The organism is Mesorhizobium sp. M1050, from assembly GCF_040318715.1.
Classification (GTDB): domain Bacteria; phylum Pseudomonadota; class Alphaproteobacteria; order Rhizobiales; family Rhizobiaceae; genus Mesorhizobium.
The window spans coordinates 1-13,779 of the sequence record NZ_JAMYMV010000040.1; the positions used below are offsets into that span (position 1 = coordinate 1).

At 60.3% G+C, this 13,779-nt stretch carries 15 protein-coding genes and 2 pseudogenes; 5 read left to right on the forward strand and 12 right to left on the reverse strand.

The window, feature by feature from the left end:
• Window positions 1–737: 737 nt before the first annotated feature.
• The 6 genes from NKH57_RS20805 to NKH57_RS20830 form a co-directional block, all read right to left on the reverse strand.
• The gene (locus NKH57_RS20805; protein WP_352946907.1) at window positions 738–1,088 is read right to left on the reverse strand and encodes a beta-barrel domain-containing protein; all 351 of its coding nucleotides are present in this window, start codon (window positions 1,086–1,088) and stop codon (window positions 738–740) included.
• An 88-nt stretch (window positions 1,089–1,176) separates the two neighbouring features.
• The gene (locus NKH57_RS20810; protein ID WP_352946807.1) at window positions 1,177–2,538 is read right to left on the reverse strand and encodes a hemolysin family protein; all 1,362 of its coding nucleotides are present in this window, start codon (window positions 2,536–2,538) and stop codon (window positions 1,177–1,179) included.
• A 196-nt stretch (window positions 2,539–2,734) separates the two neighbouring features.
• Entirely contained in the window at window positions 2,735–2,884 is a 150-nt protein-coding gene (locus NKH57_RS20815; protein WP_352454963.1) for a hypothetical protein, read from the reverse strand.
• A 474-nt stretch (window positions 2,885–3,358) separates the two neighbouring features.
• Window positions 3,359–4,072, reverse strand: coding sequence for a nickel/cobalt transporter (locus NKH57_RS20820; RefSeq protein ID WP_352946909.1), 714 nt, complete (start codon window positions 4,070–4,072; stop codon window positions 3,359–3,361).
• Between the two features lie 21 nt (window positions 4,073–4,093).
• Window positions 4,094–4,738: a DUF1007 family protein gene (locus NKH57_RS20825; protein ID WP_352946810.1), complete on the reverse strand. Its 645-nt coding sequence runs from the start codon at window positions 4,736–4,738 to the stop codon at window positions 4,094–4,096.
• Between the two features lie 112 nt (window positions 4,739–4,850).
• A complete protein-coding gene (locus NKH57_RS20830) occupies window positions 4,851–5,735 on the reverse strand; it encodes a class I SAM-dependent methyltransferase (RefSeq protein ID WP_352946812.1) in 885 nt (294 codons plus the stop codon).
• A 146-nt stretch (window positions 5,736–5,881) separates the two neighbouring features.
• On the opposite strand from NKH57_RS20830, the gene NKH57_RS20835 reads away from it, so the two are divergent.
• Window positions 5,882–6,469, forward strand: coding sequence for a TetR/AcrR family transcriptional regulator (locus NKH57_RS20835; protein ID WP_352946815.1), 588 nt, complete (start codon window positions 5,882–5,884; stop codon window positions 6,467–6,469).
• On the opposite strand, the gene NKH57_RS20840 is transcribed toward NKH57_RS20835, so the two are convergent.
• The 6 genes and pseudogenes from NKH57_RS20840 to NKH57_RS20865 form a co-directional block, all read right to left on the reverse strand.
• Complete coding sequence (locus tag NKH57_RS20840; protein ID WP_352946818.1) at window positions 6,470–6,997, reverse strand: hypothetical protein; 528 nt, start codon at window positions 6,995–6,997, stop codon at window positions 6,470–6,472.
• Window positions 6,998–7,143: 146 nt separating this feature from the next.
• Window positions 7,144–7,437, reverse strand: a pseudogene (locus NKH57_RS20845) (MFS transporter); the annotation flags it as partial.
• Between the two features lie 267 nt (window positions 7,438–7,704).
• A pseudogene (locus tag NKH57_RS20850) lies at window positions 7,705–8,110 on the reverse strand (YqaA family protein).
• Window positions 8,111–8,119: 9 nt separating this feature from the next.
• Window positions 8,120–9,445 carry an MFS transporter gene (locus NKH57_RS20855; protein WP_352946820.1) on the reverse strand — a complete coding sequence of 442 codons (1,326 nt, stop codon included), beginning with the start codon at window positions 9,443–9,445 and terminating at the stop codon, window positions 8,120–8,122.
• A gap of 66 nt (window positions 9,446–9,511) precedes the next feature.
• Entirely contained in the window at window positions 9,512–10,849 is a 1,338-nt protein-coding gene (locus NKH57_RS20860) for a cation diffusion facilitator family transporter (protein WP_352946823.1), read from the reverse strand.
• Window positions 10,850–10,857: 8 nt separating this feature from the next.
• On the reverse strand, window positions 10,858–11,139 hold the full coding sequence (locus NKH57_RS20865) for a metal-sensing transcriptional repressor (protein ID WP_352664930.1): 282 nt from the start codon (window positions 11,137–11,139) through the stop codon (window positions 10,858–10,860).
• A gap of 105 nt (window positions 11,140–11,244) precedes the next feature.
• On the opposite strand from NKH57_RS20865, the gene NKH57_RS20870 reads away from it, so the two are divergent.
• The 4 genes from NKH57_RS20870 (at window position 11,245) to NKH57_RS20885 (ending at window position 13,729) form a co-directional block, all read left to right on the forward strand.
• Window positions 11,245–11,628 carry a hypothetical protein gene (locus tag NKH57_RS20870; protein ID WP_352946826.1) on the forward strand — a complete coding sequence of 128 codons (384 nt, stop codon included), beginning with the start codon at window positions 11,245–11,247 and terminating at the stop codon, window positions 11,626–11,628.
• 129 nt (window positions 11,629–11,757) lie between these two features.
• Entirely contained in the window at window positions 11,758–12,414 is a 657-nt protein-coding gene (locus tag NKH57_RS20875) for a HupE/UreJ family protein (protein ID WP_352946828.1), read from the forward strand.
• 12 nt (window positions 12,415–12,426) lie between these two features.
• Window positions 12,427–13,224 carry a hypothetical protein gene (locus NKH57_RS20880; protein WP_352946830.1) on the forward strand — a complete coding sequence of 266 codons (798 nt, stop codon included), beginning with the start codon at window positions 12,427–12,429 and terminating at the stop codon, window positions 13,222–13,224.
• A gap of 130 nt (window positions 13,225–13,354) precedes the next feature.
• Complete coding sequence (locus NKH57_RS20885) at window positions 13,355–13,729, forward strand: hypothetical protein (RefSeq protein ID WP_352946832.1); 375 nt, start codon at window positions 13,355–13,357, stop codon at window positions 13,727–13,729.
• The last annotated feature ends 50 nt before the right edge of the window (window positions 13,730–13,779 follow it).

Below are 13,779 nucleotides of genomic sequence, written 5' to 3' on the forward strand. Positions count from 1 at the left end.
TCCTCGCCCTGATTGACGATGACCGTCTCCGCCAGATAGCGCTTCGGCGTGAATCCCAGCCTTTTGATTAGCGCCGCATCGTCGTCATTGAGCCCGACATGCGATGGAATATTTTCGATTCCGTGCAACGACGGCTGTGAAGTGAATGCCATGTACTACCCCCGCCCAAGAGCTGCCTCCCATCTGCTTCCCCAAAGGAATGTACATCAAATTTGATGCGATGAGTATCTGTTCAAGAGCCCCACTATTGGAAGATGTGACGATTAGACTTTTCGCTGGAAACATACAGATTCAGCCGGCTTGCCGACGTCAGGATTTTGAAATTTCCAGAGAGAACAGCTCCAGCTATATTCTATCTCCCTTGAAATTTTCCCGCATGGACTTGACTATTTGGCTCAGGATGAGACGACTGCGGTTATCGAGTTTATTAGCGGCATTCCGTAGTGTCGTCGACGCTTGATTGAGCAATCCTCTGATCTCTGCTGCTGGGATGCTTCCAGTTCCAGCAACACGGATTCGCTCACGCGCAAGCGATCCTCAAGGTCCTGGATCGCTAGTTGAAGAGCGCACATCCGTCAGTGGCGGGTCGAGATTCATGCCTACTTGCAGCACGAATCCGCAACCGCAAAGCTCGACAAGTTCGTCTAGTGTTACTGCGACGAAAATACCCCTCGTTGACTACTCAGCGAATGGCAATGAAATTTTGTGTCGACCAAGGTGATATCGGCTGGCGACCTCTACTCCCGGAACGCCCTATGGACCTGGTCCGACAAAGGCTTCATCACGTAAGACCAGACGTTGCGCTCACCCGTCTGGTTGTGGACCTCCGCGGGCATGCCAGCCTGGAGCCACCTGCTGCCACGCAGGCATGAGTTCTGGTCGTCCAGCGTCGTCCTCGCCACGAAATACGAAATCTGCCGTTGTGGATCCTTGATCAGGTCGGCTGAGACTGTCTGCACCGTGCCCTTGCATTCCGGGGTCGTGTTCGTGTCGAACGCGGAGAAGCGTATTGAAACGGGCTGTCCGGGCGCAATATCATCGATGCTGGCGTCCCCGGCAACCACGAGTTCCACATCAGGCTCTGCCATCCGTTTCACGAGACTTTCCGGAAGTGAACACGTCTGCTTTGACGAGTTCAGTTCAACTACTCTGTCTCACTCGCCTATACGCCTCTCGTCATGGGCGTCGAAGGCCGCTATCGGGCGACTTCCCGTGGAATGTAGGCGGCTCACGCCGAGCGAGCAGCTTGTCTATCCGCCTTCCGTCCATATCGAGAATCTCGAAGCGCCAGCCCTCGTAGTCGAAGTGCTCACCAGCTTCCGGAAGATGCCCAAGCCGGGACAGGGCGAACCCGGCGATCGTGTGAAAATCACCCTCTGCCCCTGATCGAAAGCCGAGGAGAGCGAAAGCATCGTGCGCCAGCATCATACCGTCGATCAGCAGGGAGCCGTCTTCACGTTCGACGACGTCGGGGTCCTCACCGTCCAGATCCGGAAGGTCGCCTGCGATGGCTTCGAGCAGATCGGTCTGGGTGACGATCCCCTCCAGAGCGCCATATTCGTCGATGACGATCGCCAGGCGTACCGGTGCCCTCTTGAACCGATCGAGAACGCGGAATATCGGCGTTCCTTCATGAACGATCACGGGGTCGCGGATGACCGCCATTGGATCGAGCGTTTTCCCGACGAGCACTTGGTCGAGGAGATCCTTCTTCAGGATCATGCCGATTGGTTCATCTATCCCGCCACGGCCGACCAGAAGCTGCTCATGGCGACATTCACGGATGGTATGCAGAATCTCGTCTGGACTGTCCTCAGTGTCGATCCAGTCGATATCGCGCCGCGGCGTCATGATGTCGGCGATGCGCCGATCGCCAATGTTGAAGACGCGCTCGACGAGCTCCTGCTGGGTCTGGTGAAGCAGCCCTGCCTCCTGGCTCGCCGCGACAAGCAGCTTCAGCTCTTCAGGCGAATGCAGGGACTCCTCGCCCGTGCCTGGCCGCAGCCCGCAGAGCCGCAACACCAGGTTGCCGAGGCCGTTTAGAGCGAGGATCGCCGGCCTGAGCAGGAACAGGAACAGGCCTAGCGGACGCACCACCCATAGTGCTGTGCCCTCGCTACGCTGAAGCGCCAGGCTTTTCGGCGCCAACTCGCCCAGAACGATGTGGAGAGCAGTGATGATAATAAAAGCAATTGCGACGGCGATTGTATGGGATCCGGCGGTGGCAAGAGACCCCATCGCTCCAATCAGCAGTGGCTCGATCAGATGGGCGAGTGCAGGTTCGCCAACCCAGCCAAGCGCCAGCGACGAAATGGTGATACCCAGCTGGGTGGCGGCAAGATTGGCATCGAGATTCGCCAAGGCTCTTTGAAGCAGCCCGGCGTTCAAACGTCCAGCGGTAGCAAGTTCGTCGACTCGGCTCCGCCTGACCGCCACCAACGCAAATTCGGCGGCGACAAAGAAGCCATTTGCGCCAACGAGTACGAGAACCAATAGAATTCCAAGAATGTCGCGTAGACTACCATCGTCCGCCGGCATGATATCCTCTGCTTGATCTGACTGGGGCCATCTCTGAAGCGTATTTGGCGCTATTGCGCAACCGCATTAGGCCAAGATCGCCAAACCGGAGCTGCTACCGCAGCGCCGGGGCCTGCTCAATCAAGGCTAGCAAACCCAATTTCGCGCTGCGAACTCGACCGAACAAAAGCCGGCCGACATCGACCGGCGGACGAGATCAGACAGAAGACGAGTTGGTCTTGTCGACCGAAGTCAATGGCAGCGCCATGGATAGATCGCCCTTGATCCAGTGATCGAGCAAAATCACCGCAATGCCCGCAAGTATGGCTAGCGCTATCATCCAGGCGATCTTTTGACGGTCGGTCACTCATGATCTCCCGAGGAGCCCACAATCCTCACGGCAATAGGCAACCGGTATCGTCGGGTGAAGGCGAATCCAGTATGTCGCTCGGGGATTGCAATCCGTTCGGCAATTGAAGGACGCAAGGGCACACCTCACTAAGCCACACGCTCTGCGATGGCGAACGCCTGAAGATTCTTTGCCTTGCCGTGATAGCAGCGCGGTTCGAGTGCGACCACCGCCTTTGTCCTGGCTAGACTTGCGGCGCATTCGTCGCGACCCTCACCTTGTCGCCCATCTCTCTCGCTGTCGCCGAAGCTTTGCCCTTCCTTGGTCGTCAACACTTTGCGCCAGTGCGGTGCCTCGACACGCTCACAACGCAGTTCGTCGCAGGCGGCTCGTCGGTCATGCGCCCAACTCTGTTTCGCCCAAAAGCAGAGTTGGGTCCGGGTTTCTTGGAGATTGGGTTCTAGTCGCATGGTCTCTTTTTCCAAAACGGCGTTAAGGAGACGTGATTTGCCAAACGGCTACGCCAGCTAGAATGAGGCCAGCGACGCCCTCGATGGTCCGCGAAATGGCATCGAACAGGCGTGGCCAGCTATCGAAAAAATGCACCAAGCGCTCGCGAAACAGGATCGACAGCACCGCAACGCAAGACAGCGTCAGCGCCACGCCGGCCATCATGGTGATTGCGAAAAGAATGCCGGCGACCGGAACGCCTCTGGATATCGCAAAGGTCATCACAAAAAGCGTCAGCGGACAGGGGATCAAGCCGGCCATGACGCCGACGGCCTCGCCCTCATGCTTGTGGTGATAGCCGTGACTCAATGCACGCCAGAGCATCCAGATGCCAATCAGGCCAAGCAACCCGCGGCTGATGTCTTCCAGTAGCGGCGCACGGCCAACACTGCCCAGGGCAATCGACACCAACGGCAAAGAGAGCGCCGCGATCAGCACGGCGATCGTCACATGGGTGAAGGAAAGTGCCAGCGATACCAGAAGCCCACGCCGGACACTGGCATCCGATCCGGCCAGATAAGTCGCCAGCACGGCTTTGCTATGGCCCGGCGTCAGCGCGTGCGCCGCACCGAACAGAATGCCCATGGGCAGAAAGGCCGTGAAGGCCAGCCAATCGCCGCCGGCCGAAAGCAGTTTGATCTGCTCGGCAAGCGCCAGGTAGATCGTGCGCTGGAACTCGACCAGCATCTGGAACATGGCCATCGAACCGGCTCCGCTTCAGCCGCAGGTCAGTTCGAGGCGTGTCGCGAAGATCTTGCCGAGATCGGTCCCCGTCGGGTCACTAAAGAACGCGTCTGTCAGGCTCTTCTGGTTCTGCGCGATGGCCGTGTCCGGATCTGGACGCACGACCGCGCGTGAGCAGCCTTCAGGAAGGCCAGCCACAGCAATCTTGTCGTCGTCGGTAAAATCGATCGCCGTGTAGAAGGTCGGGTCGTACACGCCGATGCTGACTTTTCCAGCAAGGGCCAACGGGTCCTTCGGCTGCGTTTCGAACTGGACGACGAGTCGATCGTTTTCATAGCTGACGCTGAACTTCGGCGGTGGCGCCATCGTCACGTCCTTGCCGTTCAAGGTCACCATCTGAAAATAGTTGTACTCGGCCAGCGACGCATGGACGGTGAGAGCGACTTCATCGAGTTCCTTGGCATCAAGGACAAGGTCGGAATTCTTGTCGAATTCCATCAGCACGATGCTGGAAAAGAGGTCGTCGAAACGCCAGAGATGCCGAAGCGATTTGACCGTGTGGTCTGGACCAACGGTCAGGTCCAGCTTCGCTTCGGCAAACACATGCGGATGGGCGTTCGCCGCCGCGGCGGAAGCGAGCAACAGCGCCGCGCCTGATACTATGCCCGTCAGCTGCATTTTTCGCTCACATTTCGCTCGTCGATTCCGGATCAGGTACACCTGCCATTGCAAGCAGGCCGAAATGGGACATACCAGAACAGGTCGTCATGCAACTAGAGTCTGAGCATGATCACGACGCCTGGCCCGGCTGGTCCTTTTTCACCGTCGCGCGAATATAGTTCAGGTTCTTGGTCCCGACGGCGCCGATATCGCTGACCTGAAATCCGCTCTCGGTCAACAGCGAGGCGACCGAATGCATATCGACATGACCATGCTTGTGGAGCCTGGGCAATCTGGACTTGCGCACGGGCCTGCCGAAATCGATGAGTAACAGTCGGCCTGCTGGCTTCAAGACGCGTGCCGCCTCGCGGATGAAGGCCGATCGAACGGGCTTCGACAGGTGATGCAGCATTAGCGTGCCGACGACGATGTCGAATTGCGCGTCCTTGAAGGGAAGCTCCTGCGCCGTCCCGTTGACGAAAGTCAGATCGAGACCGGACCGCTCGGCCTTGGCGCGCGCCCTCTCGATCATTTCGGCCGACGCATCGACGCCGGTGATGCTTCCGCCCGAACCGACCAGCCGCTTCGCGGCAATGGCAAGGGTGCCCGTGCCGCAGGCGACATCGAGCATCGCTTCGCCGGGCTGGAGCTTTGCCGGGCGAAGCATGAGCTCGCGAAACCGGCCCTCGCGGCCAAAGGTCAGAACGCGCGCAAGCAAGTCATAGGCCGCCGCCCGGTGCAGGACGATGCCGGTGCCCCTGTCGCTCGCGCCGTGCGCACCCTTGCCGACCAGCCCCCGGTGACGCAGGCTGCCCCACAGCGCCAATCCCGCGATCACGGCGAGGACGAGGCCGTGGAATGCCGCCGTCCAGGCACCGGCCTGAATATAGCTCATGCCCAATTTGGCGAGGACGAGGAAGCCGGCGACCAGCGACAGCTTGGCAAGCAGGGCCAACGCAATCACCCTCTTGCGCGAATGCGATCCGTTACCGGCGTGATGATCAGATGAGTGCATGGCTGGCGACCTTCTGCTTCATTGCGGCATGCCCAAACCCGATTTGAGCTCCTGGACTTGGCGTATCATAATGGACACAATGTCTGGAAATGCTGTTGTCGGACACCGGGCCGCCGAATGTCCGAAACCGGCCACTGCAGAGGGCCATGACCATGAAAACCGAACGTGCGGGCGAGCGGAACACGATCGATCGACGCGTCGCGCGGACGCGCGGCCTGCTGCAGGATGCGCTCATCGCCCTGATCCCGGAGCAAGGATATGCCGCCATCACGGTCGATGACATTTGCCAGCGGGCCAATGTTGGCAGGTCGACCTTCTATACCCACTATGCCGACAAGGATGCTCTGCGCAGCGCAACCATCGAGGCGCATCTGCGGTCGATAGGCCGCAGGCGCGAGGCGGCAAGTCAAGAAACAGATAGCCGCCTGTTCGAGTTCAGCCTGCCCATGTTCGAGCACGCCCATGCATTCCGACCGCTTCACCACGCATTGCTTGCAAGCAGCGGCGATACGATCCACGACGAATTGCGTGAGCGTATCCGGCGAGCCGTCCGGGAAGAACTCGTCGACAAACGGATCGGCGATCGCGGCATGCCTGCGGAATTCGCCATTCAGTTCATCGCCGGCGCATTTCTTGCGGTCCTCGCCTGGTGGGTCGCCACCGACATGAACCTTTCACCGGCACAGGCAGACGACCTGTTCCAGAGGATGGCGGGAAAAGGCATCGGCGCCTGATTAGTCGTCGGCTATCGAGCTTGCAATGATCGAATTCGCTCGCTCCGTGTCGACCGGCGATGTCAAATGGACGAGCTGTTTTCGATTGCCTGCAATCAATATGTAAAGTTTGGAGACCTGATCTCCATTCCGGTCCTCGCTGATTTTTTCGGCGTCCGTTCGGGCGAAGAAGCGCTGTTCGAATGTTGCGCGGTCGACGTCGAACAGTCGGATGGAACAGGTCTGCACGGCTTTGCCGTTCAAGTTGGCTTTGGTCACTGCGATTATGGTTCCGGCAGGTAGATCGTTGCCAGTCACGGCCCACCCCTGAAAGGCATTCACTTCATCGACTGGAGCAAGCGCTGCGTCACCGGATAGCGGTGTCCATCCACGCGTCTTCGCCACAGCGACGGTTCGCTCGAAGTCGGGGCCATGGGCAAGACAGGTTTGGTGAAAAGTTTCTAGCCCGAGATCGACCTTGTCGGCAAACACCGGTGTCGATACCAGGCAGACGCCTGCGAGCGCAAAAGCGAAGACGGCTTTCGACATATCAGTTACACCTCGCGCTGGGAGCGAGCACCGGTACGATTAAGATGGAGGCGTTGGCGCGCTGGTCAAGCGGTTGCCAAGGACGTAGCACCTGCAGAATGATGTAAGGCGCGCCGCTCATATTGGCTCGCGCATGCTGCGGGCTGCTATAGACCCTCCAGTCGTTCCTCTGGCGGGCGAACCTTGCGAAACATCGCAAGCAGAAGCATATCGTAGACAATCTTCAAGGCGCCGGCGATCAGCAGCGGCCAACCGAAACCGGACATTGCGAGCAGCGAGCCGGCAAGCATCGGGCTGGCGGCTGCCGCGAGGCTGCGCGGGACAGCGGTGACACCCGCGGCTGCGGCCCGCTCACCAGGCGATACCACGGCCATGACGTAGGAGGTGCGGGTCGGTACATCCATCTGCGACAAAGCGCTCCTGATCGGCAGAAGTGCGATAACGTCTGTGAGTGGAGCTCTGATGATCTGGAACCAGCACAGCTTCGTTGTGCAGGCCTGGCGCGCGGCCACAGGAATGTCTTAACAATGTCGACGTTGGCTTGAGCCCTTCGCGCGCTGTGCCTTAGCTTGTTGGCCGGTCCCGCGACGCGCATGCGCGCGGCGCTGCGTTTGCCATAGGAAAGCGAGGCCCGCCTGCGTCGCCGAACCGGCGCTCGGTCTCGACAAGCGCTAAATCCAGCTCAGCGTCATCGCCGCCAGCGCGAGCTAGCGGCCGACCTTCGCGATCGTGACGATCGCAAGGAAGCTCCAGAACGGCTCCCGCAGCGCTCCCGCCACAAGCGTCAGCGGATCGCCGATGAGAGGCAACCAGCTCAACAGCAGCGACCATCGTCCATAGCGCTGATACCATCGCGTTCGCGCGCGTCAGCGCGGAGGGCTTCACAGGGAACCATTTGCGGTCGCGAAAGCGATCGACGCCCCGGCCGAGCCACCAGTTCACGATCGAGCCGAGCACATTGCCGGCGCTTGCGGAGACGATGAGCGAAGTCGGGGCATAGCTTTCTGTCAGAAGTAGTCCCGCAAGGGCTGCTTCCGAGTGCATCGGCAGGATGGTCGCCGCCGCGAACGCGGTCAGAAATAGACCGCCATAGATGGCGAGCTCGCCAGGCATGTTGAGTTCTCAGCTTGTCTTGGGCCATTTCGGGTGCCGATCATCGACGACGTAGCCATGCGAATGCTCATACCCCGCTTCCGACCATACTGCGTCGTCGCCGATGTGCCGGTCGTCCTCAGGCAGATCGACATGCGTGTGCACAAGCACGTCGGGATCATGTTTCGGCCAGAGCCAGACCGCGGCAAGCAGGGCAGCGGCGCCAATGATGCCGAGCAGAATGAATGTGAAAGACAATCCCATCGCCGCACCGACACGGCCGGCAATGGGATACGTGATCAACCAGCAGGCATGCGAAAGCGCGAATTGGGCAGCAAACAAAGCGGGCCGGTCGACGGCATCGGCGGAACGCCTGATCAATCGGCCCGAAGGCGTCTGCGCCAGCGAATAGCCGAGCCCGAGCACGAACCAGAGCGCCAGTAGCAGATAGTAGCTGCCGGCGAGAGGTCCCACCAGCACGCCCACGACCAGGATCGCGGCGCCCGAGAGCATCGCAACCCGGTCCGGGACGTTCTCCAGCAGCCGCGGCAGGGCAAGAGCTGCAATCATCGATCCGCCGCCGAACGCTGCGAGCGCCAGCGCCGTGTCACTTTGCGAGAGGCCGAACTGTGCCTGAACCAGGACGACTGTGTTGACGATCACCATCGCGCTTGCCGCCGCGACGGCAACGTTAAGGGCCAGCAACCCGCGCAATCGCGGCGTCGCCAGATAGATGCGCAATCCGCGCGTGGTACGATCGTAAACGCCGCGCGGCTGCGACGGTTTAGGGCTCGGCAGGACCACCGACACCACCAGCGCCGCCGAGGCGAGAAAGCCGATAACCGTCCCGGCGAACAGGCTGTGGAAGCTGATGACGGAAAGCAGCGCCGCCGCCAGCATGGGACTGACAACACTTTCGAGGTCGTAGGCCAGACGCGAAAGCGACAGGGCCCGCGTGTAGTCCTTCTCCTCGGGCAGCACGTCGGGGATCGAGGCCTGAAAGGCCGGAGTGAAGCCTGCCGACGCCGACTGCAGGACGAAGATGAGAAGATATACCTGCCAGACTTCGGTAACGAAGGGCAGGAACACCGCGACTGCTGCCCGGATGAGGTCGAGCGAAACCAACATGGTGCGGCGTGGCAGGCGCTCTGCGAACGCAGCGGCGACAGGCGCCACGCCGACATAGGCGATCATCTTGATGGCGAGCGCCGTGCCGAGCACCGCGCCGGCATCGGCGCCGGCAAGATCATAGGCCAGCAGCCCGAGCGCCACGGTGGCAAGGCCAGTGCCGATCAGGGCGATCACCTGGGCCAGGAAGAGATGACGGTAGGTGCGATTGGCCAGGACCTGAAGCATGTTTTGCCTTCTTGCAGCGGATTGGGGTTCGTCGAGCCAGGAAAGTAGCGCGACAGCCCGCCTGTCTCAGTGGTGGTGGCCTTCCGGCTCGACCATCTTGAATGGCAGCACCTGCTCGCGACCCTTCGCGACCAGGATCAACCTCGCCTGGAACTCATGCGGCTCAGCAGGGGCGACGGTGCTCTCAAGCCGATGATGGTTGTCTGCAACGGGTTCGAGGCGAAGCATCTCCGCCCCGTTGGGCCGGTCGATGATCACCGTCGCTGTCAGATCGTCGGCATGCCGTTCTATGGTCAGCCGCATCCGCTCGCCAGCGGGCGTGTCGACGATTTCCAACGTCCCCGCAGCCAGATCGCAGGCGAGTTTGAAGGGCTCCGGCGCATGATGGTGAGCATGAGAGGCTTCCGCGCCAGTGACGGCCAGCCCGGCTGGGCTCACCAGGCGGACATTAGCTTCCGCCAACGCCGGCAAGTGGGCGAACAGCTCCTCCTTGAGGGCTTCGGTTACGCCCAGCACGTCCTTGGCCGTCGCCATCTCCGGAACACTGATGGCGACATCGGCATGCAGACGATGTCCGATCCAGCGTGCCTGAACGCTTTCAACGCGCCCGTTGCCCGACACGTGTTCGGCGGCATGATGGATTTCGTCGACGATGGCGGGCTCAACACCGTCGAGCATGCGGGTCAACACGGCTTTCGACGACTGCCAGACGATGGCGAAGATCGCCACGGTGATCAGCAGCCCGACGATCGGATCGGCAAGCGGAAAACCCAGCCAGACGCCGATAGCGCCCAGCACGACCGCCAGACTGGTAAAGCCGTCGGTGCGGGCATGATAGCCGTCCGCGATCAGGGCTGCGCTGTTGATCTCTCGCCCGACGCGGATACGGAAGACGGCGACCGCTTCATTGCCGATGAAGCCTATGAGGCCGGCGATGGCGACCCAGCCAAGAAACGCGATGGGCCGCGGATTGATCAACCTGTCGATCGCCTCGTAGCCGGCGACGATGGCACTGAAGAGAATGATGAGAACGATGACGATCCCGGCCAGATCCTCGACCCGGCCCAGCCCGTAGGTGAACGTCTTGCTCGGTTTGCGGCGGACCAGCACGAAGGCGATCCACAGCGGAATGGCAGTGGCCGCGTCGCCGACATTGTGGATCGTGTCGGCCAGCAGCGCCACGCTGCCGGAGAGGAACACCACCACGAGCTGAAGCGCTGCCGTGATGGCCAGAACGACGAATGACCATTTGATCGCCCATATGCCGCGCGTCGTCGTGGCGATCGTCGGATCGATGACGCCATGGGTGTGGCCATGGCCACCATCACCGTGATCATGTCCGTGGCCGCTGAAGCCCTCTGTCATAGGGCCGAAGCCGAACCAGTCCCGCACTCTACCCAGCATGACGTTTCTCACAGGTACTTGGTAATATCCTTGAACTCATCGATCGAGCGGCGCTGCTCGCGCGCCAAGGGCCCGACAACGTCTTCAAGGCAATGGTTGAGATGATCCTGGATCAGGGTCTTCTTGGCTTGCGAGATGGCCTTCTCGACAGCATGAAGCTGCTGGGCGAGGTCGAGGCAGGGCCGGCCCGCTTCGATCATGTCGATGACGCCCTTGAGATGTCCATCGGCCCTTTTCAGGCGCTTGACGATATCGGGATGGGTTTCGTGGATGTGGGGTTGGCCGCTCATGCGACGGATACTATCCTCCCGGAGGGGATATGCAAGTCTCAAAGAGGCCTCGATTCTGATGTAGCAAAAACCATTCGTTAGGATTTTAGAGAATAATCGCCGTTCATGTCGAATCGGATCCACAGCACGGTTTTTTGTCTGGTCATCGCTTTAGCGATGATGTTCGGCGTGCTGCGTCCTTTCGGCTATTCGACCTCACACGATCCGATCGCGATTGCCACCGCGGTTGAACGTCACGGCGGAGCCGCCGCGCAGATCGAAGATCATGGCCACGCACACGATGATGGCGTTTCGGACGAGCAGAGCATTGGACATTTTCACGGGCACAATGCGGCAGACCACTCGCACGAGACGGCGAGTACGCCCTCCGACTTCGCACCGACCGTTCCGCAACTCGAACGGGGCTGGCTGAATTATCCGCTGATTTTCGTCGATCCGGATACGACATTCCGGCTTGAGCGACCGCCGAGACCATTCCTCGCCGCATGATCGCGGCCGCTCGCGCGGCCACCCTCAACGACGAAGATTGGAAATCTTATGCAAGGACCCTTCGACCGGGGCCGGACAGGCTCGCGTCGCACGTGTTGGCGACCCGCCCTGCCCCTGCTTATCGCTCTCATGACCCTGCCGCTCCTGGGCGGGGCTGCCTTCGCCCACGCCGTGGCCGAGGGCGACAAGGGCTATATCCAGGAAATCTCGGGCATCAACGTGCTGCCCTTCATCTATCTCGGCGCCAAGCACATGGTGACCGGATACGACCACATCCTGTTCCTTTTTGGCGTGGTCTTCTTCCTCTACCGGATGAAGCATATCGGCATCTATGTCAGCCTGTTTGCGCTCGGCCACTCCACGACCATGCTGCTTGGCGTCTATTTCAACGTCGGCATCAACAGCTACATCATCGATGCGATCATCGGCCTGTCCGTGGTCTACAAGGCGCTCGATAATATGGGCGCTTTCCAGCGATGGCTCGGCTTCCAGCCGAACACCAAGATCGCGACGCTGGTCTTCGGCTTCTTCCATGGTTTCGGCCTGTCGACGAAGATCATCGAATACAACATCTCGCCGGACGGCCTGGTGCCCAACCTGCTCGCCTTCAATGTCGGCGTCGAGATCGGCCAACTCATGGCTCTTGGCGCCATCCTGATCGCCATGGGCTACTGGCGCCGGACACGAAGCTTCTGGCGCCATGCCTACACCGCAAACGTCATTATGATGACGGCTGGTTTCCTGCTGATCGGATATCAGCTCACCGGTCTGTTCGTCGCAGCATAAGGAACCGAAACCATGTACAACACCGACCTTCCCAGCCGCGCCGATTTGCCGACTTCAGCGCAGCTCAAGCGCTCCACCATGATTGCCGCGCTGACGGCATTCGCCTTGCTCATCACGGTCGTCATGCCGTCCGAGTATGCGATCGACCCGACCGGTGTCGGACGGTTCCTGGGCCTCACCGAGATGGGCGAAATCAAGACCCAATTGGCGGCCGAGGCGGCCGTGGATGAAACCAGCAGCGGGAAGGCCACAGCAGCGAGCCTGCCGAAAACTGCCGCACCGGAAGAACTAATTGCGCGCATGGACCGCATTGAAAATCTTCTCGTTGGTTTGACCGCCGAGCGGCCTGCCTTGTCACCGTCGCAAACGGCAAGTCCTGCGGCGCAAGACGATGTGACAGTCGGCGAAATTGCTCTTGCCGAAGCCGTGCCAATCGATCCGAGTGCGGCGCCGCAGGTCGCCGAAGTCCCTGCGGAAGCTCCGGCCCCGACCATCGGAAGGCGAGATGAAATGTCCTTCACACTTACACCGGGTCAGGGCATTGAGGTCAAACTTGTGATGCGGCAAGGCGCCAAGGCGAACTTCGCCTGGACCGTGGACGGTGGCGTCGTCAACTTCGACGCCCATGGCGATGGAGGCGGACAATCTGTCAGCTACGAAAAGGGCCGCAGCGTCCCTTCCGGCGAAGGTGTGCTGGAAGCTGCTTTCGACGGGAACCACGGCTGGTTCTGGCGCAACCGCGGTGACAGCGACGTGACGCTGACGATCCAGACCGAAGGCGATTACATCGACATCAAGCGGATGATCTAGCGCGATGCAAATTCGCCCGGCGCCACTTCGGCGCCGGGATCACTTATCCGCCTGTTCCATTGTGGAACGCAGATGCGCGTCGAAACTCTCCACCCCGCCGAAGACACGGCTGACCTCCGGTAAATGGGTCTTGATCCACCTCTCGATCTGGGTCACGGCATTTCAGACCGACGTGATCAAACCGCCACGCGGGCAAGCAACAAGTCGGCAGCGCCCTCAATGGCTCGGGAAACAGTTTCGAACAGGCGTGGCCTGCCGTCGAAGAAAGACGTTCGCGGAGCAGGAGCGACAGAAGCGCGACAAAGACAGCGTCAGCGCTACGCCGACCATCAAGGGTGATGGCAAAAAGAATGCCGGCGAACGAAACGCCTCTGGATATCGCGAAGGTCATGACAAAGAGCGTGAGCGGACACGGGATCAAGCCGGCCATGACGCCGACGGCTTCACCCTCATGCTTGTGGTGGTGGCCGTGGCTCAATGCGCACCATTGCGACTATCCAAATAGTTATGTTGACAGGGTTCCTACCAGCTTGGATGCTCTGAACATACAGAGAT

Coding starts and splice junctions, on each gene's coding strand:
- NKH57_RS20830 (WP_352946812.1), bottom strand. CDS start 5,735: ATGCACTCATCTGATCATCACGCCGGTAACGGATCGCATTCGCGCAAG.
- NKH57_RS20810 (WP_352946807.1), bottom strand. CDS start 2,538: ATGCCGGCGGACGATGGTAGTCTACGCGACATTCTTGGAATTCTATTG.
- NKH57_RS20865 (WP_352664930.1), bottom strand. CDS start 11,139: ATGAGCGGCCAACCCCACATCCACGAAACCCATCCCGATATCGTCAAG.
- NKH57_RS20855 (WP_352946820.1), bottom strand. CDS start 9,445: ATGCTTCAGGTCCTGGCCAATCGCACCTACCGTCATCTCTTCCTGGCC.
- NKH57_RS20880 (WP_352946830.1), top strand. CDS start 12,427: ATGTACAACACCGACCTTCCCAGCCGCGCCGATTTGCCGACTTCAGCG.
- NKH57_RS20825 (WP_352946810.1), bottom strand. CDS start 4,738: ATGCAGCTGACGGGCATAGTATCAGGCGCGGCGCTGTTGCTCGCTTCC.
- NKH57_RS20875 (WP_352946828.1), top strand. CDS start 11,758: ATGACCCTGCCGCTCCTGGGCGGGGCTGCCTTCGCCCACGCCGTGGCC.
- NKH57_RS20860 (WP_352946823.1), bottom strand. CDS start 10,849: ATGCTGGGTAGAGTGCGGGACTGGTTCGGCTTCGGCCCTATGACAGAG.
- NKH57_RS20820 (WP_352946909.1), bottom strand. CDS start 4,072: ATGTTCCAGATGCTGGTCGAGTTCCAGCGCACGATCTACCTGGCGCTT.
- NKH57_RS20835 (WP_352946815.1), top strand. CDS start 5,882: ATGACCATGAAAACCGAACGTGCGGGCGAGCGGAACACGATCGATCGA.
- NKH57_RS20805 (WP_352946907.1), bottom strand. CDS start 1,088: ATGGCAGAGCCTGATGTGGAACTCGTGGTTGCCGGGGACGCCAGCATC.
- NKH57_RS20870 (WP_352946826.1), top strand. CDS start 11,245: ATGTCGAATCGGATCCACAGCACGGTTTTTTGTCTGGTCATCGCTTTA.
- NKH57_RS20840 (WP_352946818.1), bottom strand. CDS start 6,997: ATGTCGAAAGCCGTCTTCGCTTTTGCGCTCGCAGGCGTCTGCCTGGTA.